18 protein-coding genes are annotated in these 22,330 nt (G+C 43.2%); 14 read left to right on the forward strand and 4 right to left on the reverse strand.

Going from position 1 to position 22,330, the window contains the following annotated elements; genetic code table 11:
- Window positions 1-32: 32 nt before the first annotated feature.
- The 5 genes from JCM10512_RS17920 to JCM10512_RS17940 all read left to right on the forward strand — a co-directional run bounded on the left by JCM10512_RS17920 (window position 33) and on the right by JCM10512_RS17940 (window position 6,170).
- Window positions 33-1,187 carry a Rid family hydrolase gene (locus JCM10512_RS17920; protein WP_044165079.1) on the forward strand — a complete coding sequence of 385 codons (1,155 nt, stop codon included), beginning with the start codon at window positions 33-35 and terminating at the stop codon, window positions 1,185-1,187.
- Window positions 1,188-1,208: 21 nt separating this feature from the next.
- Window positions 1,209-3,320: a cytochrome c biogenesis protein CcsA gene (locus JCM10512_RS17925; RefSeq protein WP_044165081.1), complete on the forward strand. Its 2,112-nt coding sequence runs from the start codon at window positions 1,209-1,211 to the stop codon at window positions 3,318-3,320.
- A 62-nt stretch (window positions 3,321-3,382) separates the two neighbouring features.
- A complete protein-coding gene (locus JCM10512_RS17930; protein ID WP_044165082.1) occupies window positions 3,383-5,341 on the forward strand; it encodes a heavy metal translocating P-type ATPase in 1,959 nt (652 codons plus the stop codon).
- Between the two features lie 14 nt (window positions 5,342-5,355).
- Window positions 5,356-5,784 (forward strand): Fur family transcriptional regulator, encoded by a 429-nt coding sequence (locus tag JCM10512_RS17935; RefSeq protein ID WP_044165084.1) that lies wholly within the window; start codon window positions 5,356-5,358, stop codon window positions 5,782-5,784.
- A gap of 206 nt (window positions 5,785-5,990) precedes the next feature.
- Window positions 5,991-6,170, forward strand: a complete 180-nt coding sequence (locus JCM10512_RS17940; RefSeq protein WP_044165085.1) for a hypothetical protein — start codon at window positions 5,991-5,993, stop codon at window positions 6,168-6,170.
- Window positions 6,171-6,819: 649 nt separating this feature from the next.
- Here the strand turns inward: JCM10512_RS17940 and JCM10512_RS17945 are convergent.
- Window positions 6,820-7,611 carry a DNA alkylation repair protein gene (locus JCM10512_RS17945; RefSeq protein ID WP_044165086.1) on the reverse strand — a complete coding sequence of 264 codons (792 nt, stop codon included), beginning with the start codon at window positions 7,609-7,611 and terminating at the stop codon, window positions 6,820-6,822.
- Window positions 7,611-8,252, reverse strand: coding sequence for a peroxiredoxin-like family protein (locus JCM10512_RS17950; RefSeq protein WP_044165088.1), 642 nt, complete (start codon window positions 8,250-8,252; stop codon window positions 7,611-7,613). Before JCM10512_RS17950 ends, JCM10512_RS17945 begins: the two co-directional genes overlap by 1 nt.
- A gap of 101 nt (window positions 8,253-8,353) precedes the next feature.
- On the opposite strand from JCM10512_RS17950, the gene JCM10512_RS17955 reads away from it, so the two are divergent.
- Window positions 8,354-8,677 (forward strand): winged helix-turn-helix transcriptional regulator, encoded by a 324-nt coding sequence (locus JCM10512_RS17955; protein WP_044165089.1) that lies wholly within the window; start codon window positions 8,354-8,356, stop codon window positions 8,675-8,677.
- 658 nt (window positions 8,678-9,335) lie between these two features.
- Window positions 9,336-10,562, forward strand: coding sequence for a clostripain-related cysteine peptidase (locus tag JCM10512_RS17960; protein ID WP_044165091.1), 1,227 nt, complete (start codon window positions 9,336-9,338; stop codon window positions 10,560-10,562).
- A gap of 278 nt (window positions 10,563-10,840) precedes the next feature.
- Here JCM10512_RS17960 and JCM10512_RS17965 read toward each other — a convergent pair whose 3' ends face one another.
- Entirely contained in the window at window positions 10,841-11,251 is a 411-nt protein-coding gene (locus JCM10512_RS17965; protein ID WP_244437280.1) for an RNA polymerase sigma factor, read from the reverse strand.
- Between the two features lie 392 nt (window positions 11,252-11,643).
- On the opposite strand from JCM10512_RS17965, the gene JCM10512_RS17970 reads away from it, so the two are divergent.
- From JCM10512_RS17970 to pstS, 7 genes are all read left to right on the forward strand, one after another.
- Window positions 11,644-12,711: a FecR family protein gene (locus JCM10512_RS17970; protein WP_044165117.1), complete on the forward strand. Its 1,068-nt coding sequence runs from the start codon at window positions 11,644-11,646 to the stop codon at window positions 12,709-12,711.
- A 239-nt stretch (window positions 12,712-12,950) separates the two neighbouring features.
- Window positions 12,951-14,744, forward strand: a complete 1,794-nt coding sequence (locus JCM10512_RS24260) for a TonB-dependent receptor (protein ID WP_244437281.1) — start codon at window positions 12,951-12,953, stop codon at window positions 14,742-14,744.
- Window positions 14,741-16,165, forward strand: a complete 1,425-nt coding sequence (locus JCM10512_RS24265; RefSeq protein WP_244437283.1) for a TonB-dependent receptor domain-containing protein — start codon at window positions 14,741-14,743, stop codon at window positions 16,163-16,165. The genes JCM10512_RS24260 and JCM10512_RS24265 overlap by 4 nt, the downstream gene beginning before the upstream one ends.
- 101 nt (window positions 16,166-16,266) lie before the next feature.
- Window positions 16,267-17,130: a beta-helix domain-containing protein gene (locus tag JCM10512_RS24270; protein ID WP_244437284.1), complete on the forward strand. Its 864-nt coding sequence runs from the start codon at window positions 16,267-16,269 to the stop codon at window positions 17,128-17,130.
- A gap of 11 nt (window positions 17,131-17,141) precedes the next feature.
- Complete coding sequence (locus JCM10512_RS23110) at window positions 17,142-17,555, forward strand: hypothetical protein (protein WP_244437286.1); 414 nt, start codon at window positions 17,142-17,144, stop codon at window positions 17,553-17,555.
- A gap of 66 nt (window positions 17,556-17,621) precedes the next feature.
- Window positions 17,622-18,647, forward strand: coding sequence for a hypothetical protein (locus JCM10512_RS17985; protein ID WP_044165093.1), 1,026 nt, complete (start codon window positions 17,622-17,624; stop codon window positions 18,645-18,647).
- A gap of 108 nt (window positions 18,648-18,755) precedes the next feature.
- Window positions 18,756-19,868 carry a phosphate ABC transporter substrate-binding protein PstS gene (gene pstS, locus JCM10512_RS17990; protein WP_162472336.1) on the forward strand — a complete coding sequence of 371 codons (1,113 nt, stop codon included), beginning with the start codon at window positions 18,756-18,758 and terminating at the stop codon, window positions 19,866-19,868.
- A 67-nt stretch (window positions 19,869-19,935) separates the two neighbouring features.
- Here pstS and JCM10512_RS17995 read toward each other — a convergent pair whose 3' ends face one another.
- The gene (locus tag JCM10512_RS17995) at window positions 19,936-22,275 is read right to left on the reverse strand and encodes a TonB-dependent receptor (RefSeq protein ID WP_044165094.1); all 2,340 of its coding nucleotides are present in this window, start codon (window positions 22,273-22,275) and stop codon (window positions 19,936-19,938) included.
- Window positions 22,276-22,330 lie beyond the last annotated feature (55 nt).

A 22,330-nucleotide genomic window follows, 5' to 3' on the forward strand; every position in this document is an offset into this window, starting at 1 on the left:
GTATAACACAATTAGTATTTGAAATATTGCATATGAACAACAAGAAACAACAGAATATTCAGTCAGAAAAGACTTTAACTGAGATTTTTAAATATAATGCAGAAGGAGGAACTTCGGAGTATCACGTTATGATTCATGCTACCAACCCTGAGGAGACGTATGAAGAACAACTGAATGCCATACTGAATGTTTACGATAATTTACTTGTAGGAGAATTGAAAGGTGCGGTTGCCGTATTTAAGCGTTACTTTCTGAGCGACGCCGCCAATCAGGCAGTTACCCTGCTGGCTATGACAACCGAAAGCTCCGATTGCGCACTTTCCATTGTGGAACAACCGCCATTGGACGGCACCAAAGTTGCCTTATGGGTCTACCTGCAAACAGATGTACAGACACAAGTATTACACAACGGACTTTTTGAGGTAAAACACAGTGCTTACCGCCATCTTTGGGGAGGAAGCGCCTTCAACCGCGCTGCCAACTCAGAATACCAAACCCGTTTGCTGCTCAACGATTACGTGATGCAACTCATGGAACAAAATTGCAAACTGGCGGATAACTGTATTCGCACCTGGTTCTTCGTACAAAATGTAGATGTCAATTACGCCGGTGTAGTAAAGGCGCGCAATGAAGTCTTCATCACCCAGAACCTAACCGAGAAGACGCACTACATTTCCAGCACCGGTATCGGAGGACGTCATGCCGATCCGAAAGTACTGGTACAAATGGATACCTATGCCGTGCTCGGTGTAGCTCCCGAACAGATTCACTTCCTGTACGCACCTACTCATTTGAACCCGACTTACGAATATGGAGTCAGCTTCGAACGGGGAACGTATGTGGATTATGGCGACCGTCGACAGGTATTTATCTCCGGCACAGCAAGCATCAATAACAAAGGCGAAGTGATGTATCCCGGTGATATTCGCCAACAGACCGAACGCATGTGGGAAAATGTTGAAACCTTACTCAAAGAAGCGGACTGCACCTTTGAAGATCTGGGGCATATGATCGTATATCTGCGAGACATTGCGGATTACGCAATCGTTAGAAAGATGCACGATGAACGTTTCCCTCATACACCAAAGGTGTTTGTTCATGCGCCCGTATGTCGCCCGGGATGGTTGATCGAGATGGAATGTATGGGCGTGAAAGCTTGCCAGAACAAGGAATACGCTCCCTTTTAACATCGAAAAAAGATTAAACTCTTGAAAAAGCTGCTTATTGTTTTATATATCTGTCTGGTGGGACTACTTGCTGCAACTACCTTCGTAGAGCAAGCGTATGGGACGGATTTTGTAGAAAAGCATATCTATCATACCTATTGGTTTTGTGGTTTGTGGGGAGCAATTGCCGCAATAACAGTCGTTGCTCTCATCCAACGCGGTGTATGGCGGCGGCTTCCCATTGTATTATTACATGGCTCCTTCCTTGTTATCTTGGTAGGAGCCATGATCACATTTATCGGTAGCGAGAAGGGACAGATGCATTTACGACCGGGTGTCGCAGTCGGTAATTTCCACAATCCGGATAATGGTAAAAGCATCCAATTGCCATTTACCATACAGTTGGATAGTTTCCGGATAGCCTATTATCCGGGTACGGAAGCACCGGCCGATTACATCAGCTATATCAGTTATTCACTACCCGACTCTTTTACCGGGCAAGGGCAGCCTACTATCTTACACGAACAGGTATCGATGAATCGCATCTTTACGCTCCATGGCTTTCGCTTCTATCAGTCGTCTTTCGATGATGACGGACAAGGAAGCTGGTTGACGGTAAACTACGATCCGTGGGGTACGGGGGTAACTTACGCGGGATATATCCTGCTGGGCATCTCTATGCTTTGGACCCTGTTCGCTCGTAGCGGAGAGTTCCGGCGACTATTGAGCCATCCTCTACTCAAAAAAGGAGGAGTATTTGTGCTACTACTTGGCTGCTTGGCAGGAACCATGCAGGCACAAAAGAGATCACTTCCGGCACTCAATCGGGTACAAGCGGATAGTCTAGCACAAGAACAGGTGATCTACCAGGATCGAGTCGTGCCTTTCAATACACTAGCGCGGGATTTTGTTCAGAAACTATCGGGCAAAGCATCCTACCAAGGGCTGACTGCCGAACAGGTTATCGGAGGTTGGTTGCTCTATCCCGAAGTATGGCGCAAGGAACCCCTGATATATATCAAGAACGCAGAGCTACGCCATCTACTGGGTTTGAAAACCTCTTACGCCTCCCTGACCGATCTATTTGACGGACCCGTTTACCGCCTGCAAGCACACTGGCAACGGGAACAAGGACAGAGTAAACTGGCAAAAGCTATTCAGGAGACCGATGAGAAAGTGGGACTGATACTGATGTTGGAGAAAGGAACATTTATCCATCCCCTGCCGACTGACGGCAGTGTGAAGCCCTTATCCGCAACGCACGTCAAAGCTGAATTGCTCTACAATCATATTCCCTTCAGCAAAATTCTTTTCATGGTGAATCTCACCGTGGGCTTATTGGCTTTCTTACTTTTGTTACACAATAGTTTGCGAAGGACTTCGCCTTCACCGAAAGCACAACGAATTTCGCGAGTAGCCAAGACTGCCTGCTCAATTACGCTTTATGCAGTCTTCCTATTCCACCTGGCGGGTTATTGCCTTCGGTGGTACATTGGTGGACGCGTTCCGCTAAGTAACGGGTATGAAACGATGCAGTTCATGGCACTTTGCATTCTTTTGCTCGCCTGCTTGCTACACCGTCGGTTCCCATTTACGGTTCCGTTTGGATTCCTTCTTTCGGGTTTCGCGCTACTGGTTTCTTATCTGGGACAGATGAATCCGCAGATCACTCCCTTAATGCCGGTTCTTGTTTCTCCCTGGTTGAGCATCCATGTTTCGCTGATTATGATGTCTTATGCACTCTTGGCCTTCATGATGCTGAATGGCATACTGGCTTTGTGTCTTCGCAAGAAAGGGACGCAGAATCAAACAGCCGACGACGATGAGATCGCAGACGAACGGGTGGAACAGTTGACCATACTCAGCCGCTTGCTGCTTTATCCGGCAACCTTCTTTCTGGGCGCAGGTATCTTTCTGGGTGCGGTTTGGGCGAATGTTTCGTGGGGGCGTTATTGGGCTTGGGACCCAAAAGAGGTTTGGGCACTGATTACTTTCCTTGTCTATGGAGTAGCTTTCCATTCGCAAAACCTACGTATCTTCCGGAATCCGTTATTCTTTCACATCTATATGATTATAGCCTTTCTTACGGTCCTGATGACCTACTTCGGAGTCAATTATATTTTAGGCGGAATGCACAGTTACGCCAATGCTTAGGCAGTTTGCAACCTAGTTGCATCCGGAATTGTGTACATTTGCAGCATTAAATAAGAAACGATATGGGATGTAACTGTTGTAATCAAAATACGGAATCGACCTGCTCCAAGAGCAAAACCGATTCTTACAAAATTTATCTTCCGGCTTTGGTAAGCTTTACCATGATCATAGTCGGAATGTTTCTCAAGCATGCCGGGCTATTCGAAAACAATGCCTTGGCACTAGCGTGGTATATCATAGCCTATCTTCCGGTGGGCTTGCCTGTGCTCAAAGAAGCTTTCGAGGGGTTGAAACAGAAAGAGTTTTTCAATGAGTTTACGCTGATGTGCATCGCCACAATCGGTGCTTTCTGTATCGGCGAATATCCCGAAGGTGTAGCAGTTATGCTTTTCTACACCATTGGTGAACTCTTTCAGGATCGTGCGGTCGGCAAAGCTCAACGTAACATCAAAGCTCTACTGGACATTCGACCGGAGTCTTCAACGGTTATCCGCAACGGACATCCGGTAGACGTAATTCCTTCCACAGTCGGTATCGGAGAAGTAATTGAAGTCAAAGCAGGCGAACGGGTCTCATTGGACGGACAGATGCTGAACGAATATGCTTCTTTCAACACCGCTGCGCTAACCGGTGAAAGTCGTCCGCGCACCATTCGCCAAGGAGACGAGGTGTTGGCGGGGATGATTGCTACGGAACAAACGGTACGTATACGAGTAAACAAACGCTATGACGAGAGTGCTTTATCACGCATTCTTAAAATGGTTCAGGAAGCGAGCGAACGCAAGGCACCGACCGAATTGTTCATTCGTCGTTTTGCACGTGTCTATACGCCAGCCGTCACGTTGTTGGCGGCCTTGGTAGTCCTGCTACCCTACATTTATTCGGTTGTACAACCACTCTTGCTGCCAACCGCCGTACCTTTCCAATATGACTTCAGTGATTGGCTTTACAGAGGGCTGGTATTTCTGGTCATCTCATGCCCATGCGCTTTGGTAGTCAGCATTCCTTTAGGCTACTTTGGCGGTATCGGAGCTGCTTCAAGAGCCGGTATTTTATTTAAAGGGGGCAACTACTTGGATGGAATCACCAAGGTGAACACGGTCGTGTTCGACAAAACAGGTACCCTTACCAAAGGCGTTTTTGAAGTACAGCAACTAGCCAGCGCAGCAACCGGCAAGGAGAAAGAATTGCTTTCCTATATGGCTTCCGCCGAACAGAAAAGTACGCATCCCATTGCCAGAGCAATCTTGCAATATGCCCGTCAACAGGGAGTCGATCTCCTTGCGGTAGAGCATAGCGAAGAAGTCTCCGGACACGGACTGCGATCTCAAATCAGCGGACACCAAGTCTTAATCGGTAACCTTCGTTTGTTGGATGCTAACGGAATAGCCTACCCCGCTTCCCTATCGGCTGTTGTCGACACAATTGCGGTATGTGCTATCGACCAAACCTATGCCGGTTATATCCTGTTAGCCGATAGCCCGAAGGATGATGCCCGAACTGCTATTACTTCTTTGCAAGGCTTAAATATTAATAATATACAGATGTTATCCGGAGATAAACAGGCGATTGTTAGTAAATTAGCGGAGCATCTGGGAATTAGCAAAGCATACGGCGACCTGATGCCCGAAGATAAAGTAGAAAAAATGGAAGCTTTGAGAAAGAATCCAACCAACTACATTGCCTTCGTAGGCGATGGTATCAACGATGCTCCGGTACTAGCGCTGAGTAATATCGGTATCGCCATGGGTGGTCTAGGCAGTGACGCGGCTATTGAAACGGCTGATGTGGTTATTCAAACCGATCAGCCTTCGAAGATTGCCACTGCCATTCGGATTGGCCGGCAGACCCGGAACATTGTATGGCAGAATATTGTTATGGCATTGGGTATAAAGCTGCTTGTGCTGACACTAGGCGTATTCGGAGTGGCAACTCTTTGGGAAGCCGTATTCGCTGATGTAGGCGTAGCCTTGCTCGCCATCCTGAATGCCATCCGAATCAAGGCACCGGATGTGGAATAAAAACTAGAGTGACAATGAAAGAAGAAGATGTTTACTTACATAAATTAGGAGAACGCGAGATTAAGCCAACCGCTATGCGGCTGCTTATCTTGCGGACCATGAGTCGGTTCGAACGGGCATTTAGTTTACTTGATCTGGAAATAGCTCTCGACACGGTCGACAAGTCAACGCTTTCAAGAACCATCACCCTCTTTTTAAAGCACCATCTTATTCATTGCATCGACGATGGTTCGGGTTCATTGAAGTATTCGGTATGCAGCAGCGAATGCAACTGCGACATCAACGACTTGCATGTTCATTTCTACTGCACCAACTGTCACAAGACATACTGCTTGCGTAATATTCATATTCCGCCCGTCAGTCTACCTCAATATTTCACGCTGGAAAGCATCAACTACGTATTGAAGGGGCTTTGCGATCATTGCTCTCCGAAAAGGAAATAGCGTTTAATCTTCAATAAGTAGATTCGTATCAAGTGTAAGGTTCTTGTCTGTAAAACGATTATTTTGCACTAAATGTCCATTTGTAAAACGACAAAAAAGTCGCTTACTTTACAAATGCCTAGAATATAGTTCGTCAATTTTCTCCATGCTATTTATTTTATCCGTATATTTGGCTTCACAAATAGATATTTAAAAGAGAATCTGTTATGGAATATCATCGCATTTCCTTTATTCACAACGACATTGAATATACGTTCATCAAAGCTGTAAAAGAGAACCTAACAGGTTATGCGCTAATGCAAGCCTGTCGGATAGAAGTTCAAATATATATGACCGAGCATAATCTTAAAGGTAGCTATATCTTAACCGGTATGGGCAAAGCTTAACAAATACAAGAAAAAGGCAATCACATATCGTAAACATATAACCTGCACCATACACTGTCATACCCATCACAGACTTGCACTTAATCAATGACGAGGTTAGCCTCATCCGAATACGCTGCAAATAATTCGTTTTATCGTTTTTATTCGAAGTTCTTTCCCGGGTGAAACGAATAGTTTCGCGTGGTAAGGCTCCATACTCCTTTCTATTCTTCTGCTTCCTGAACCTAGAAGATAAAAAGCAATCGCAATACTTTGATGCAGGAATTTGCAGAGCTGGTAGAAGAAAAACGAAAAAGTGTAGGAATCAAAATTAAGAAACCTACTTATCCTGTATATCCCTGAGGAAATAGACTCTAGGACTGCTAGATTGTATATTGGTAGAGTGTCGATAAGCATACTAGTTCGGCACGAGTAATGTTCAACTTTCTCATAATGCTCGCGAGTCCATTTCCGACATGGCTGATTGTGACTATATGTATAATAAACTCTCCATAGGCACGTTACATTTGTTCGTTTGTAATCTCTTGCGAGTTCTCGTTCATCAGCCTGAAAAACTCTGTTTTCATTAAATCATTCATTGGCATATTTTTTAAAAGGGGAATAATGTGGATTCCATATTTATTAATCCGTATATGCTGAATGAAGGTTTCTACTTTTTTAAACTTCTCAACGCTCGCCTAATAATGTAGTCAGTTTCTTTAGTCGGACTTTCTTGTCCCCACTTTCTACAAAGTGCGGTTACAAATTCAGGTTTAGTTTTACTTGCGTCATTTAACCAGTTGGCTACACTATCCTGTACGTATTTTGAAATATCTGATTTTAAATTTTGCAGTATAGGCAATGCTATTTCAGGATTAGCTTTCAATTTATCAATCTTTCTACACCAAATCCCATTGGGGCGTATAGATTCAGAAGAAAAACGCCTAATATTGGGATTGTCGCTTTTCGACCATACTTGAAGAATAGGAATCGCAATATCAAGATTTTCATCAATATCTTCCCGAACAGCCATCCAGGAAATTTCTCGTACTCCAAAATGAGAATCAGCAGCGAACGGTTGAATCAGTTCTAACTTTTTATACAAGGATATTTCTTTATCACTGCCGATTATATAAGCAGCCCAACATCTAACACTATCCGATTTATGTGTCTTTAGCTGGTCAAACAATTTTTTATCATTCTTTTGTTTACTACTTATACAAAGAACATCTCCGATAGATTTTATCATCGACATTACTGACTTTGATTTCAAATCTTCAATACTATTTATACAGTCTTCCTGATACGCTGTTGGTAATACATTTTTTATCAACGAAATATGGTCAATACAAAGCCATTCCGTTAAATTAGCAGATTCTATTAATCCATTGTTTAACTGCTCCAATATCGAATCAGAAACGTCTTTTTGACTTTTTGCTCCTTTACGTTTATTTTCTTCCATTATAGGTTCATTATTAACTCATCAATATTAACTCTATTCATGTAGTTTACATCCGTAAAAGAATACGTTACATTATAATCTTTATCGAAAACATAAACAGCAGGTATAGGGAGCCCATTCTCGTCATTCCCGTTAAATTCTTTTAAATCAATACCTAATTGTTGATAGTGAGGTACAACAAATTCTTGCAGATAAAAAGAAATGCCAAGTTGTTTAGCAAACGTATTGTTCTCATCAACCAAAAGTTCAAATGTGATTGCATTCTTTTCTTTCATTGATGAACTATATTCCGCTTTTTGTGGCGATACAGCAACTAATTTGACATTGCTTTTTTCTACTTTACTTAATGAATCTTGCAAGGCTTTTAGTTCCAAATTACAATAGGGACACCAAATTCCTCTAAAGAAGACAATGATAACCTTATCGTAATTAGCCAATAAATCATCTGAACTAACAAAAGTTCCGTTTGTAGATTTTAGAGCAAATCGGGGTATTTTCATCCCTTTACTGATGCAATTACCCTCTATTCCTTCTTTCTTTAAATCGGTTATAGAATCGGCAAAAGCAGAAAGGGTTTCTTTAGGAAGCTGTGAACTAATCTCTCTATTCAATTTATCGATTTTTTTTTGTAAATTTGCCATATCTTATTTATTTAAAATGAATTGTGCAAAATTCGACATTTTAACTTGAATGCGCAATACCGCATATTTTTATGCGGTATGGATAAAAAAGTCACTTTTTAATGAAACAGCATAAAAGAGCTATAACGGAAAAAATATGTCCCCTTGAAATTGCTGTAAATACAATTTCAGGAAAATGGAAAGTTCCCATTATTTGGCAAATAAACGAAGGGAAAAAACGTCCAAGTGAATTTCTTCGTGGTATCAAAGAAGTTGACAGACGTGTTTTAAACCAACAACTTAAAGAAATGGAGTCTGATGGACTTATTACCAAAAAGATATTTAACGAACTTCCTCCCAGAGTAGAATATTCTTTAACTGAACTTGGTGAAAAATTAGTCAAAGTTCTTTGGGAATTAAACGAATGGGGGAAGTTATTGATTTGACAAATTAATAGTTTATCTTTGCTAAAGAGTTATTTAAAACAATGGAAAAGCTAAACAGAGCAAAGAGCCTCGCCCGTTTCTATATCATTACCCATTGTTGACTTTCCTTTCATTAATTCGATTCCTTCTTATATCTAAAGCAAATGCCTCTTCTTCAACTTAGTAGTAAAACAAGTTGAAGAAATGCTCTTTTGTCGTACACCATCTCCCTGCTAAATAGTCTAAGAACGATCAAGGGTATCAAGTTGTGCCACTGCGGTGTCACAGTTGTGACAACGCGATGGCACTGCCGTGCCACCGTAGTGGCACAACTGTGACAGCGGTACGAAAACAGTTGGCACAGCCGAGTCTACGATTGTGACAACGCTTTGGAATGATTATGACAGTGGATAGATACAAATAATCATTGCGCTCCTCTCCTGCTTTCTACCAGCTTTACTTTCTTGTTACAGTTGCGTTAATTTAATCCGTTCTGCCCAATGATTTCTCATTTGTAGCGAAACCGTAACATAGATTTACTACATTTGGCAGATTAACAGCGTGATACACCCATTTGCCAAAAGCTATTCATGGCAATCCGCCAGCCTGCTAGTAGCGGAAGAAGCGGCACTTTATCGTACAAAAACAGCATCTGCGTAACAAATCAAAAGAATAATATATGAAACCATCCGTTTGCGCATTTTTCAAAAGCTATAACCTGTTTTTCTTATCAGGTATATGTCTGCTCTTCTCCATATGCTCCGGATGCTCGGACGATGAAGAAGATTTGCCTCCAACTCCCATATCCTACACCACCTTATTATATATGGCTGCGGATAACACCATGGACGATGACGTGGACTACAGCATCAGCCAACTGAAAGCCGGAGCAAAACGAAGTGCGGGAATAGTCGTAGTCTACCTGGATCGAATGAACGAAGCACCACGGCTTTTTAAAATTACACAGACAGGAGAAGAAGTACCGCTCAAAAGTTATGAAGAAGAGAATTCCGCCAATGTAGAAACGCTGGTTAGGGTGATTGAAGAAACAAAGGAGTTGGTTCCGGCTGAGAAGTTCGGATTGGTATTGTGGTCACATTCTATGGGTTGGGTTCCGAGCGGCTATGGCAGTACCAACACTCGATCTATACGGAAGAGTAAAGAAGTACAGGCATTTCCACGCACGCGCTATATCGGTCTGGATTTTCATCCGGGGAATGCGACAACCGATAACTCGATAGAGATAGATGCATTAGCTGCCGGACTACCGGATCATGTAGCCGAATATATCTGGTTCGATGTATGCCTGATGGGTAGTGTGGAATCTCTGTATGAATTGCGCAATAAGAGCGATTATCTGGTTGCGTCTCCCACGGAGGTACTTGCCGAAGCCGCCTATAACGCGTCGGGAATCCCATATGCAAAGGTTTTGCCATATATGTTTGGTGGTGCGGAAGAACTTAAGCAAGCGTGCAATGCCTATTATCACCATTATAACGAGATGAAGTATGATGTGCTCCGTTCGGCTACGATAACCTTAGTGGATGCGGCGCAACTGGACAATTTGTACGACGCCACTCATGGCATATTATCCGGTCGTCTGTCGGAAGTTGCCGAAATGGATGTCAGCGGGTTGCAAGTTTACCATACAAGCGACGTTCCTCAGGTCTTCTTCGACTTAAAAGATATGTTGAATAGTCTACAAGGTACGAATGAAGCCTTACTGGAAGCGCAGTTGAAAAAGACAGTCCTTTATACGGCGGCTACATCTTCATTTAAAAATGTAGTTATCCATACAGATAAATATTGCGGATTGAGCGTTTATATTCCCCTAAAGAAATGGAAAGAGCATACGGAATATAAATATTATTTTGAAAGTCTGAAGTGGGGAGGAATCTATAACTGACATTCGTAGGCTTTCCTTCTCCCGGTAATTATAAAGGCAGGTGTGCGGATGCGTCTATTACATCATCTGTTGTAGACAAAGACAGGCAAATAGGCTATAGTAACCTGCCAGTCGGAGTTGAAAGCGCAGCTCCTTCATGATAATTGATACCTTCTTGTAAATGCATTCAATGCTAATATTAAACTGGCTGGCTGTTTGTTGCGCGGAATAGTCCAATTCTTTTTGACAGATAAAGATTTGTTTATCCAATTCAGAGTATTTGCTGAGGACCCGCTCTGTTATCTTCCGAATCTCTTCCGTGCAATAATCAGATTCCGGTGACGAAGAGGATGATCCTTGTCGGATAGATTGGGGAAATCATCCAATGGGATTTCTCTTTTATGAATCGAAGAACGATAGTAATCGGCTATCCGCTTTGTTGCCATATAAAAGAATAATCTCTCAGCCGAATCATTATTCTCATAAATAAGCTGAGAAGCATTTTGCCATATATATAGCCAGAAGTTCTGACTCAGATCAAAAACTGTATCTACATTGTTGACCGAACGATGGAAATGTCTCAGCAGCCTTTGCCCATAGCGATCATAAAGAATTAAAAATGCGTCCACATCAGCAGATGTAGCAATTGCCTGTAGCAATATCTTGTCTGTCTGCTGTCTTTTCAGTTGTTTCGATTGCATATTATTCATAATTCTTTTTTAGATTTCACGACTCAAAAATAAAGAGTGATTATTTCAATGGTATAACAAGCTATTAAAAAGACTGACAGGCTGTTAAAATTTACACGGATGCAATGTATCTGCAATAGAACTGCAACAAAACGCCGATTAATCATCTGGAAAACACAAAAAAGATTAGCAAATCTATATTGAGATAATATTTGATAAATTGATTTAGATTATTATTGCACGAGCGATGCTTTAAGGCCAGAAGTCCGGGAGAAGGTCGTAAGGAGAGGTTTCATCAGCTTTAACTATTTTTAAAGGAAGGTTTTGGCACTTAGCAACGATTTAATAGTGTAAAGGTTCTCAACGTGATGCGAGGACTTGCATATAGGACCAATTAATAAGAGACAATGGATATGATTAAGTTTTGGAGAAATAATAAGAAAGTAACTGCCGAACAAGAAGAGCATGTATGGAATCACATTGATTCCCTCTACCGGAAACTTGAAGAAGGGAAGGCTACCGAAGATGAACTCAAGCAGATTGACGACATCTCCAAGATAATCATGGCTACTACCCAAAGGAAGAAAGCGGAAACGACTCAGCAGGAACTGGAGAACTTGACAAAAAGAGATCTGGATATGCTGACACGAACAATCGGTATCGAAGGGGTGGAAAAAAGGTTTACCAGTTTAACCAAACAACCCAATAAAAAGAAGAACGCACAATTGTCTCAAGGCATAAAGTATGCGGGAGTGGGAATTGCAGCAAGCGTTCTGTTTGCCCTAGGTATCTCATCGTATATAAATGACCAGATCGTAAATGGCTCGGATGCTAGAGTATGTAATGTAATTCAATGCCAGCAGGATAGCGTGGTACACCTGATAGACGGTACAATTGTTTACCTGGCAGGCGGTAGTGACCTGATCATAGCCAAAGACTTCGGAAAGAAAGATCGAATTGTAAGCCTGACGGGAGAAGCTTTCTTTGAGGTTGCAAAAGATAAGGAAAAAGCTTTCATGGTCAAGACCAAAGAGGTCAATGCCATCGTACACGGAACCTCGTTTAATGTAGTTGCCTACAACGGAAGCGTAGAGAGTCAGGTGGCGGTTCGTACCGGGTGCGTTGAAGTAGCGAGCGGAAAACAGTCGTTTGGGAAGTTCCATCGTGGCGACCGGGTAGTTTATAATAAGGCAACCCATCGTTCTTCGCATGACACGATGAATCCCGACAACATCGGTGTATGGAAGGACGGCGCATTCATACTCGAAGATGCTACAATCGAGGAGCTGAAAGTAAGGGTGAAGAACCGTTTTCATCGAGAACTCGTAATTGAGAAAGACGCGATACCTTCGGATGCCCGCATCAATTACTGTTCGTATAAATTAGCGCAGTCCGAAGTAGATGGCGTGATAAAGAACATCTGTGCCATTTACGGTACACGATATGAAATCAGCGAGAGCCGGATCGTCATAAGCCGGTAACCATATAAAGCCCACGTGCCACCTTACGAGGACTGCGTACGTAAAACAAAGAATAAAGAAAGACAAGTCTGTGCGATGCGGTGAAGAACTGCATACATGAAAAGATTTTCCTTTCGCAAAGGGAAACGGCCATTGCCATGTCTTTTCGCCAAGGATCAGCTGGAAATTAATTAACTGAATACAAGTAACTTATTAAGTAGAATATTAACTGATTAAAGATGAAAAGGAGTAATAAGAAAATGAATTTACAATCGGGCCTATTGTTCCTGCTGGGAATGCTGCTACTATCAGCGGTCTGCTACGCAAGTGATAATCAAGAGACGGTGAATTATCCGGCAGAAGCGTTGGAACTACGTCTGAACCGTATCGCTAAAACACACAATGTAGAGATTGCATTCGACGGGAAGAATATGAAGACGGTAAGTGTACCGGCAACGACCAAACGCAATTCAGTAGATGTGGATTTATCAAACAGTCTCTCAAATACCAATTATTCATACAAGAAGATATCTGCTGAATCTTACTCGGTATATCAGGATGACAATAAAAACAAGAAGAGTACGGGAAAAGGAGCGATTACGGGAACAGTGCTGGATAGTCATGGGTTTCCTATTCCCGGAGCATCGGTATTGGTAGCCGGAACTACCAATGGTGTGGCTACGAACTTGAAAGGTGAGTTCACATTGAAAGACGTCCCCAATCATCCTCTGACCGTAGAGGTAAGATGCATCTCATATGTCACAATGCGCATTAGCGACGTCAAAATACGTTCGGGACAAACAACACCTTTGGATGTCGTTTTGCAGGATGATACCGAACAATTGGCTGAAGTGGTAGTAACAGCTACTTACAATAAAGCCAGTGCTAACGGACTCTATGCCAAACAGAAAGCGATGGTAGCCATGAGCGACGGGGTAAGTGCCGACCTGATCAAGAAGACTGCCGACAACAATGTAGCACAAGTACTAAAGCGTGTATCGGGTGTAACGGTAGAGAACGGAAAGTATGTAACCGTGCGCGGTTTAGGAGAGAGATACAACAATGTGCAACTAAATGGTAGCTCTTTGCCGAGTACGGAACCCAATCGTAGAAACTTCTCTTTCGACATTATTCCTACCGCTTTGATTGACAATGTAACCATTTCCAAGACCTTTACGCCCGATATGCCGGGTGAATTTACCGGTGGTTTGGTAGAAGTGAATACCTTATCCATACCGGAAGAACGACTTATTCAATTTTCCATCGGTACGGGCTTTAATACCAATAGTACCGGAAAGACTTTCAAAAGCACAAAGCGTCTGAATGGTGACTATTTTCTGGGGAACAAGCGTGAGTGGTATGGCACAATCTATCAACCGGAAGTAACAGAAAATATGTTTGGGAAAGAGATAACCAATTATAGTCAGTTATCGCCCGACCAACAACAAATACTCAACTCCATGAATGCCAAGGTTCCCAACCGCTGGGGATTCCGCAAATACAATGGAGCACCCACTCAGAACTACGCACTCACCGTTGGGCTTCCTTTTAATCTGGGTGATGATAATAAATTGGGAGTTATCGCATCATTGACTTATCGTCATGAGGAAACGACGGATGACTTGCAGAAAGCATTTTATATAAATAATGCCGATAGTTTGGTGACAGGAAATCGCTATGCGTTTGTTACTGCCATAGGGGCAGTTGCTAATGTGGGTTGGGAACGTCCGGGCCATAAAGTCACCTGGCGCAATATGTTCAACAATCGTTTCACTCATACCAATACGGAACGTGTGGTCTATAATGATGACGCCGTTATCCATAATCGCATGGAGCAGTATAGCAATCCTCTGACAAACCGTTTGTGGCAGACACAGCTAACCGGTGATCACCAATTGCCTCTAAACTTGAAATTCACATGGACGGCGGATTACAGTAAACTGACCCGTACCACTCCCGATGACCGTCTTGCCTATGGCGATGTAATGTCCGGCGCTAACTCTGGCAACGACTCCTATCTGATCAACTGGCAATACCCGACTAAAACAGCTTGAAGGAAGGCTTCCAAATGTATAGCAAACTCGAAGAAGACAAAAAGAACATAGGTGGAAACCTGGAATATCCTTTCGTTATAGAAGGCAACCAACAGACCATCAAAGCCGGCTATCTGGGAACTTTCCGAAAAGGTAAATTCAATCAGGACTATATTCAAACGCTCAGAACAGACAACGAATACCTGCCATACGTGGAAGGTAGTTCATTGGAACAGACCTTTGCACCGGAATTATATGCGGACGGAAAACTCTATCTGCGTGCGGCAGGCCGCATAAAGAACTACTATGACGGTACGCAGGACATACATTCTACCTACTTAATGGGTGAGTTCACATTCTTCAAAAAACTTCACCTCACCACCGGCGTACGTATGGAAGCCGGTCATATGAAAGTCGTCTCTTCTTATAATGATAAAGTGAAACAAGAAATCGTAGATACTTTGCTGGTCAACAAGAAAACCGATTGGTTGCCTGCTGCGACTGCTGTCTATAACATTACGGATAAACTGAACTTTCGTGCCGCATATAGTAAAACACTGGCACGTCCCGACTTCCGCGAATTGGCAGTAACGGAGTATTATAATGTGGACGATCGCATCGACATCATAAACCTGGGAAATCTGAAACAGACCTACATCGACAACATGGATGTACGCTTGGAGTGGTATCCTCAACCGGGAGAGGTGATTTCCATCAGCGGCTTCTACAAAAAGTTCAAAGACCCCATCGAACTTATCTCGCTGAAACGAGGAAACGATGGAGCCAATTACGATATGTATTCTTTTAATCTGGAGAAGGCAAGCACACTGGGATTGGAATTCAACTTACGTAAGTCTTTTGGCTTTTTAGCACCCAAAACGTTTTTGGATGATCTTTACCTGACAGCTAATGCCACGATCCTGAAAGGAGATATTACGTATGATATTGAAAAGTTGATAAATATGGTAGTCGGTTCCACGGGTTCTACCGAAAAAGGAGATAATGAGCGTAACCGTCCTCTACAAGGTTTGGTACCTTATGCTATTAATGCAGGATTAAGCTATTCCGGCAAGCGTTTTGGAGCAGCCGTGAACTACGGAACAACAGGACGTAAACTGGTACAAGCTGGTATGTACGAGAAATACGATGAGTACGAAGCGCCCCGCCATATTCTCGATCTGCAACTCTCGGCCAAGTTCTTGAAAGAACGATTGGAAGTGAAAGCCAATGCCAGCGACTTACTGAACAGTGTGTATCGTGTATATCGTAATTGTAGTAGAGAAATAAAAGGTTCCGGCGGAAACACAGAAGAAAACACCGAACCGGACAAGACATATACCGATCGTACCGGCATCGGCATGAATTATGACGAAGGCGACTGGATAGTGAACCAGTATAAACGCGGAACCACCTATTCGTTCTCAGTAAGCTATCGATTTTAAGATCTGTAAATGATAAAGAGTAAAACCGGACACTGATTGCATCCTATGCCAAAGGCAGTCAAAAAACAACTTAATTAATAACAATTTAAATTTGAACAGTAATGAAAACAAATTTAATGAAATCCTTTTTGAAAGGTGCTACTGTATTAGTGGCGGTATTTGGAATTTCTTCCGTAATGTCTTCATGCAGCAATGAAGAAGAAGTAGCTATTGACGGTAAAACCCGTGCGGCTACAATCATCACAGAGAATGTTACCTCTAACACCACTTGGTCCGGTGAAATAGAGTTGGCGAAAAAGATTGCGGTTACTAATGGTGCTACGTTAACCATTCAGGCCGGAACTAAGATTTATGGTCAGGCTACCGGTAATCCCAACGATGCAACCGCATTGATTATCACAAAAGGTGCAAAGATTAATGCGATTGGTACGGCCACCAACCCAATTGTTATGTCGGCTAAGAATGGTCAAGTCGGTGGTTGGGGAGGTTTGGTTGTATTAGGCAACGCTCCCATTAATCAAACGGCAACTCAGTATATTGAAGGTATTGTAGAAGGTAGTCTTCCGGGAGTAGACACTTCTTATGGCGGCAATGACTCGAATGACAATTCAGGTACGCTTCGCTATGTCCGTGTAGAATATGCAGGTGCTACAATTGGAGAAAATAATGAGCTAAATTCATTCACCTTTGGTGGCGTAGGTGCCGGCACGACTATCGACCACTGCCAGGCATACTTTGGTGATGACGACGGCTTTGAATTCTTCGGCGGTTGTGTAAACGCTACGTATCTGGTGGCTACCGGTACAACTGATGATTCATTCGACTTCGACTTCGGATATACAGGTAAAATTCAGTTTGCCGTATCTACCGTAGCATCTTCAAGATTAACGAGCGATCCTAACGGTATCGAATGTGATAATGATAAGCCGGCAGTAGCGCCACTCCGTACACGCACCCGGTATTAAGTAACTTTACATTGATTGGAAGCACAACGGGTACAAGTTTGAAATCCGCCGCTAATTTCCGTCGTAATTGTCAGTTTACTTTAGTGAATAGCATCCTTTACGGATTTCCTACCGGTATTTTATGCCAGACAACAAATAGCAATGTTTTCAAAAACAACGTTGTAAACGCTATTAATACAACCTACTCCGGTATTACCGCTGATGCGACCAATACTACCGCCGCAACTGTAGCTGCCATTGGTTTGACCAATGCTTGGGGAACTTACAAGAATCAGACAAACTTGAGGCCTAACGCAACTCCTGCAATAGATAGTGCAGACTTTTCAACGTTAGACAGTTGGTTTGCTTCAACAGATTACGTAGGTGCAATTGCTCCGACAAGTGCAGGTGCTAATTGGTTGATGGTTGGAACTTGGGTAAGATAAACAGAGTATGAATAAAGCTATGCTGAAAGTTCTTTTCTTTGAGCATAGCTTTTTAATTATAATGAGATGACAAGATATATCAGTCTACTATTTTTTATTTCAATAGTACTTGCCGGATGCGAGAAGGAAGGCGAATATATTGATACTGAATTTACATCCTATCAAATTTCAGTCGTATATCCCAATGACTTTTCAGACGTCGCCAATCTTACCGTAACCTTTGATGGGCAGAATGTTGCCAAGACATTGTTTCCCGGTAAAGCAGAGCAAACAGGGACTTTAAAATTAATCTATCAAGATTATAATGTGTTTGAACAACAAGTGACATTGAAATCCGGACAAGCAATTCAAGTTATTCTTTTACCGGGGAAGATCATAAAGTTGTATTCGAAACAAGACTACATTCCATTCAATGGAAGCTTTATTCTGAATAGTGGGTACGTAGCTAAATTGAACGGTCAAGAGCTGGTGGATGGACTAAATTACATCCACAAAGACAAAGCGAATGGAGATATCGAATTTTATAAAAGAAGTAATGAACAAGAATCTTTAGTCGCAACCATGCATGATGTATCTATTGTAGCCGATATGAAAATAAATATCATGCAATTGGAAGAGACCACATTCATTGAAATTCCTGAAGATGAGGAACCCGATCCGTCGTCCAATAAAATATTAAAGGCTCGCTTCTTATATTTAGGTGATGAGATTTTGTCGATGGATAAAGTGCGACTGGACTTCTTTGTCCATGACGACTGGTGCTGGGCTTTCTTCGCAGAACCTGTCGCTACGGTTACCTTGGAGAAGGGAAAGCTGACTGATTATATAGACTTGGACTATTCTTTCAAAGAACCGGATTTATACGGGGGGTGTACGGCCGAGTCTTATGGGTATTCTTTTTACTATGACGTAGTAGATCCCGTTTCTCAAATGATAATTGCGGATCATAACAATTATGCAACATCCTTGGGAATAAATAATATCCCAACTATAGACTACATGACCTGGACTTACAAAAAAGGAACATTCATTCTAAAAGATGGTGGTAATGCTTGTAATTTCCAAGCGGGCTTAAGTACTCCATGGGAGTAAAACTCGCGCATTGAGTCTCTCCGAAACCGTCTATACAGCTTTATATCGGTTACGGAGCTTTTAAGAAAACGTTTTGAAATCAGCAAGAAATAGTTAGAGAAAGAAGAAATGCTTATGGAAACAACTAAAATCAACAAAATAAGTAAAGCAGGCGGTGTATGCCTGTCTTTTACAATGGTGCTTGCAATAGCCGCAGCAACTCTATTTACCAGTGGAAGGCCGATTGAAGAATTGCCCAAAAACACCGCTGCCAGCCGTAAACCTGTTATCACCGCTGCGGGTGCCACCTTGCCGCTACCATTCTATAGCGAAGCATTCAAAATGTATTGGGAGAAGAACGACATCCCCGTAACGTATGCCGGCATTGGTACGGAACGTGGATTCAGAAGCCTGAAAAACCAACAAATAGACTTCGCGGGTGTGGATGTTCCACCCACTAAAGAGGAGTTAGATAGTTTGCCCGCTCCATCAATTCTGGTTCCTACTTGTATGGCAGCAGTAACTATCGCCTATAACCTGGAAGGTGTGGATAACCTGCATCTAACGGGAGAACTGATAGCAGACATTTATATGGGTAAGATACAGAAATGGAACGATGGGCGCATAGCCGCCATAAATCCCGGTAAACAGCTGCCCGACAAGGAGATTTATCCCGTTTTTCGGTTAGACGGTAGCGGAACAACCTATATCTTCAGTGATTACCTGACAAAAACAAACGCGGATTGGAAAACGAAAATAGGTACGGGAAAGTCGTTGACATTTCCGCGTGGCGTAGCTGCCACAGGTAATACAGGTGTAGCCGGATTGGTAGGAAGAGTGCCGGGTGCCATCGGATATGTGGCCTCGGAATATGCCACAAGCTTCAAGACGCAAAGTGCGTGGGTAAGAAACTTGGCCGGAAACTTTGTGCAGGCCACCTCGGAAAGTGTTACTGCTGCCGCAGGTATGGGAGATGCTACCGGAATGATAACTAACCCGGAAGGAAGCAACGCCTATCCCATCAGCTGTTTCACATGGGTGATACTTTATCAGGAACAGAACTATGCGGGACGTAGCCGTAGTGAAGCGGAAGCAAGTGTGAAATTGCTGGAATGGTTAGTGAGCCCCGAAGCACAGGCGGTAACCACCCAAGTGCAATGCTCACCACTACCGCAGAAAGCTGTAGAATATGCTAAGCGCATGTTAGACAAAGTAACTTATGACGGAAAGAAGTTGAAATGACTTGTATCCCATACTCTTACAGGTGAGTCGAGAACTACCGACTCACCTGTAGATTGAGATAAGGATTCTAATAGCTTATTTTCACACCGGCAAAATAACTTCTGGGTAATGCCGGACCGTATATATAACCCGAGTCACGGTTAGCTCCACGATCAAAGTCCTTCTGATAAGCCTGAAATATATTCTGTACCCCCGCATTCACTTGCAGGTCGACTGCATTATAAAGTTTGAAATCGTAGGTCAGCTTCACCCCAAGATCGAAGAAATCGGGTGTTTTAATAGCGGTAGCCTTACGTTCGGGCATATCACCCAACAAGGCGTTCTCGGCTGTGATATCCATCTGTTGTACCAACATCCGTCCGGTATAGGTACCCGACAAGGCAATACTTAAAGGCTTTATCGGTGTATAGGTAGCCGTAAAATATCCATAAATATCGGGCGTACGGAATATTTTCTTCTCTGCCGGTGCGTCATCGTGCCATTTATGCGCCTCATCATAACGGCTACGTTGCAACGTAGCACCTGCTTGCAACTGTAACAAGGAGAGATACGCCAGTTTGCCTTCCAACGTAAGTCCCATCACTTTAGCTCCCGCTCCATTGCTTCGTGTCTTTATCAATACGCCATCACCCCGGTCGTGAGGCTCGCCTAAGACGAAGACATCAGTCAGCCGCGTATAAAATCCTTCCACTAAGAAATTGGTTTGGAAGGCTCCGAAACGATGATACATATCGGCCGAAGCACTGAAGCTTTGTGATTTCTCTTCTTTCAGGTCTTTCGCCCGTTCAATCATGGCTACCGTACCACCCACATTCTCAATATGCATATCTTCATCAAAAGCCTGCGGAGCACGGAAACCGGATGAATAACTTAAACGTAAATTGATATCTTCCGTCGGATTGAAGCGGATATTGGCTCGCGGACTGATAATGACATTGTCCACCATATTGTGTTTATCCAAACGTCCGCCGATCAGAATGCCCCAATGGGCATTCTTCCACTCATTTTGCAGGAATCCACTATAAATGTTGACCGTCTGATCAGTCGAACGGTTATAACCCCACATATTATCCTTCAAACGATCGCGGTTGTATTCCAGGCCGGCAGTCAGATCAGAAGGCATGAAGAGAAGTTTATCGAACACATGTACATATTGTGCGCCTCCCATAGCGGTCAGATCGGTCGTCTTACCGTATGCTTTTAGAGGATCGTTACCCGGACCGTAATAGCTATCCCGATCGGTATTGGCAGCCGAAGCGAAAATACTCAATCGGTTCTTTTCATCCGGCGAGAAGTAATCGAACTTCAAGCTTCCTCCATCGATGGAGTGCTCTAGTTGTTCGGCAATATGCGCTTCATGAGGTGGTTTGTCGAGCATATCTCCCCCACGGCGGTACTCCTGCATATGATGATATTCAAAAGTAAGCTTGGAGTAAATGCTGGTTTTCAGGTAAGAGCGGAAACCGATGGTCTGGTTTTTCAGTTCGGGAAGTTCCGTGAAGCCGTCGCCATCATGATCATATCCCGAACGGTGACGGTTCTGCCCGAATATGTACAAGCCTGCCCGATGATCGTCTGTCACCAGCGAAGCGTTCAATGACGTATTGTTGTCAAACGAATTACTGCCACCAACGGAGGTTATTGTGTGAGCCAGCTGACCGGAATTACGTAAAGGTTCTTTGGTGATGATATTGATGGTACCGGCAATGGCGGATGATCCGAAAAGCGCTGAGCCGCCTCCACGCATAACTTCCACACGCTCAATCATACTGGCAGGAATCTGTTCCAACCCGTAAACACCCGATAAAGCACTGAAAACAGGACGCGAATCGATCAGGATCTGTGTATAGGGCCCGTCTAATCCGTTGATACGTACTTGCTGGAAGCCACAGTTCTGACAATTGGTCTCCACACGAACACCCGGTTGGAAGTTCAGTCCCTGCGACAGTGTGGATGAATTTGTCGTTTCAAACATCTTTATATCCATCACGTTAACCAACGTGGGTGCCAGTCGTCTTGTCGTTTCACTGCGATTGGCCGAAACCACTACCCCATCCAGTGCGACAGCATCTTCTTCAATTTCAAAATCTTCTTCGAGCGTATGCCCTTTCTTCAGCGTCACACTTCGGGTTACGGTTTTGTATCCGATGGAACTCACCTCGAGTTGAAAGCTTCCTTCCGGCAAGTTCTTTAGAAAATAATGGCCTGTATTGTCAGTAACGGTGCCAATAGTAGTTCCTTTAATGGCTACTGTGATATAGGATAAATGTTCTTTTGTTTTTTTATCTAATACGTGTCCGATAATATTCGCATCGGACTTTTTTAACACGGGGTACTCCGGGGTCGTAGCCTTTGTAGCCAATAAAGCACAACATAGGCTGACCAGGACTAAAAGATATCTTTTCATTGTCGTTAGTCTTTTTAATTATTTAAAATAAGTATGTAGGGAATAAAGCCGAGAA

It is taken from the genome of Bacteroides reticulotermitis JCM 10512, assembly GCF_000517545.1.
GTDB lineage: Bacteria > Bacteroidota > Bacteroidia > Bacteroidales > Bacteroidaceae > Bacteroides > Bacteroides reticulotermitis.

What these genes read in the sequence shown, in the direction of transcription:
- JCM10512_RS17920 (WP_044165079.1), top strand. Translation starts at nt 33, where the DNA reads ATGAACAACAAGAAACAACAGAATATTCAGTCAGAAAAGACTTTAACT.
- JCM10512_RS17930 (WP_044165082.1), top strand. Translation starts at nt 3,383, where the DNA reads ATGGGATGTAACTGTTGTAATCAAAATACGGAATCGACCTGCTCCAAG.
- JCM10512_RS17935 (WP_044165084.1), top strand. Translation starts at nt 5,356, where the DNA reads ATGAAAGAAGAAGATGTTTACTTACATAAATTAGGAGAACGCGAGATT.
- JCM10512_RS17940 (WP_044165085.1), top strand. Translation starts at nt 5,991, where the DNA reads ATGGAATATCATCGCATTTCCTTTATTCACAACGACATTGAATATACG.
- JCM10512_RS17945 (WP_044165086.1), bottom strand. Translation starts at nt 7,611, where the DNA reads ATGGAAGAAAATAAACGTAAAGGAGCAAAAAGTCAAAAAGACGTTTCT.
- JCM10512_RS17950 (WP_044165088.1), bottom strand. Translation starts at nt 8,252, where the DNA reads ATGGCAAATTTACAAAAAAAAATCGATAAATTGAATAGAGAGATTAGT.
- JCM10512_RS17955 (WP_044165089.1), top strand. Translation starts at nt 8,354, where the DNA reads ATGAAACAGCATAAAAGAGCTATAACGGAAAAAATATGTCCCCTTGAA.
- JCM10512_RS17960 (WP_044165091.1), top strand. Translation starts at nt 9,336, where the DNA reads ATGAAACCATCCGTTTGCGCATTTTTCAAAAGCTATAACCTGTTTTTC.
- JCM10512_RS17965 (WP_244437280.1), bottom strand. Translation starts at nt 11,251, where the DNA reads ATGAATAATATGCAATCGAAACAACTGAAAAGACAGCAGACAGACAAG.
- JCM10512_RS17970 (WP_044165117.1), top strand. Translation starts at nt 11,644, where the DNA reads ATGATTAAGTTTTGGAGAAATAATAAGAAAGTAACTGCCGAACAAGAA.
- JCM10512_RS24260 (WP_244437281.1), top strand. Translation starts at nt 12,951, where the DNA reads ATGAATTTACAATCGGGCCTATTGTTCCTGCTGGGAATGCTGCTACTA.
- JCM10512_RS24270 (WP_244437284.1), top strand. Translation starts at nt 16,267, where the DNA reads ATGAAAACAAATTTAATGAAATCCTTTTTGAAAGGTGCTACTGTATTA.
- JCM10512_RS17985 (WP_044165093.1), top strand. Translation starts at nt 17,622, where the DNA reads ATGACAAGATATATCAGTCTACTATTTTTTATTTCAATAGTACTTGCC.
- pstS (WP_162472336.1), top strand. Translation starts at nt 18,756, where the DNA reads ATGCTTATGGAAACAACTAAAATCAACAAAATAAGTAAAGCAGGCGGT.
- JCM10512_RS17995 (WP_044165094.1), bottom strand. Translation starts at nt 22,275, where the DNA reads ATGAAAAGATATCTTTTAGTCCTGGTCAGCCTATGTTGTGCTTTATTG.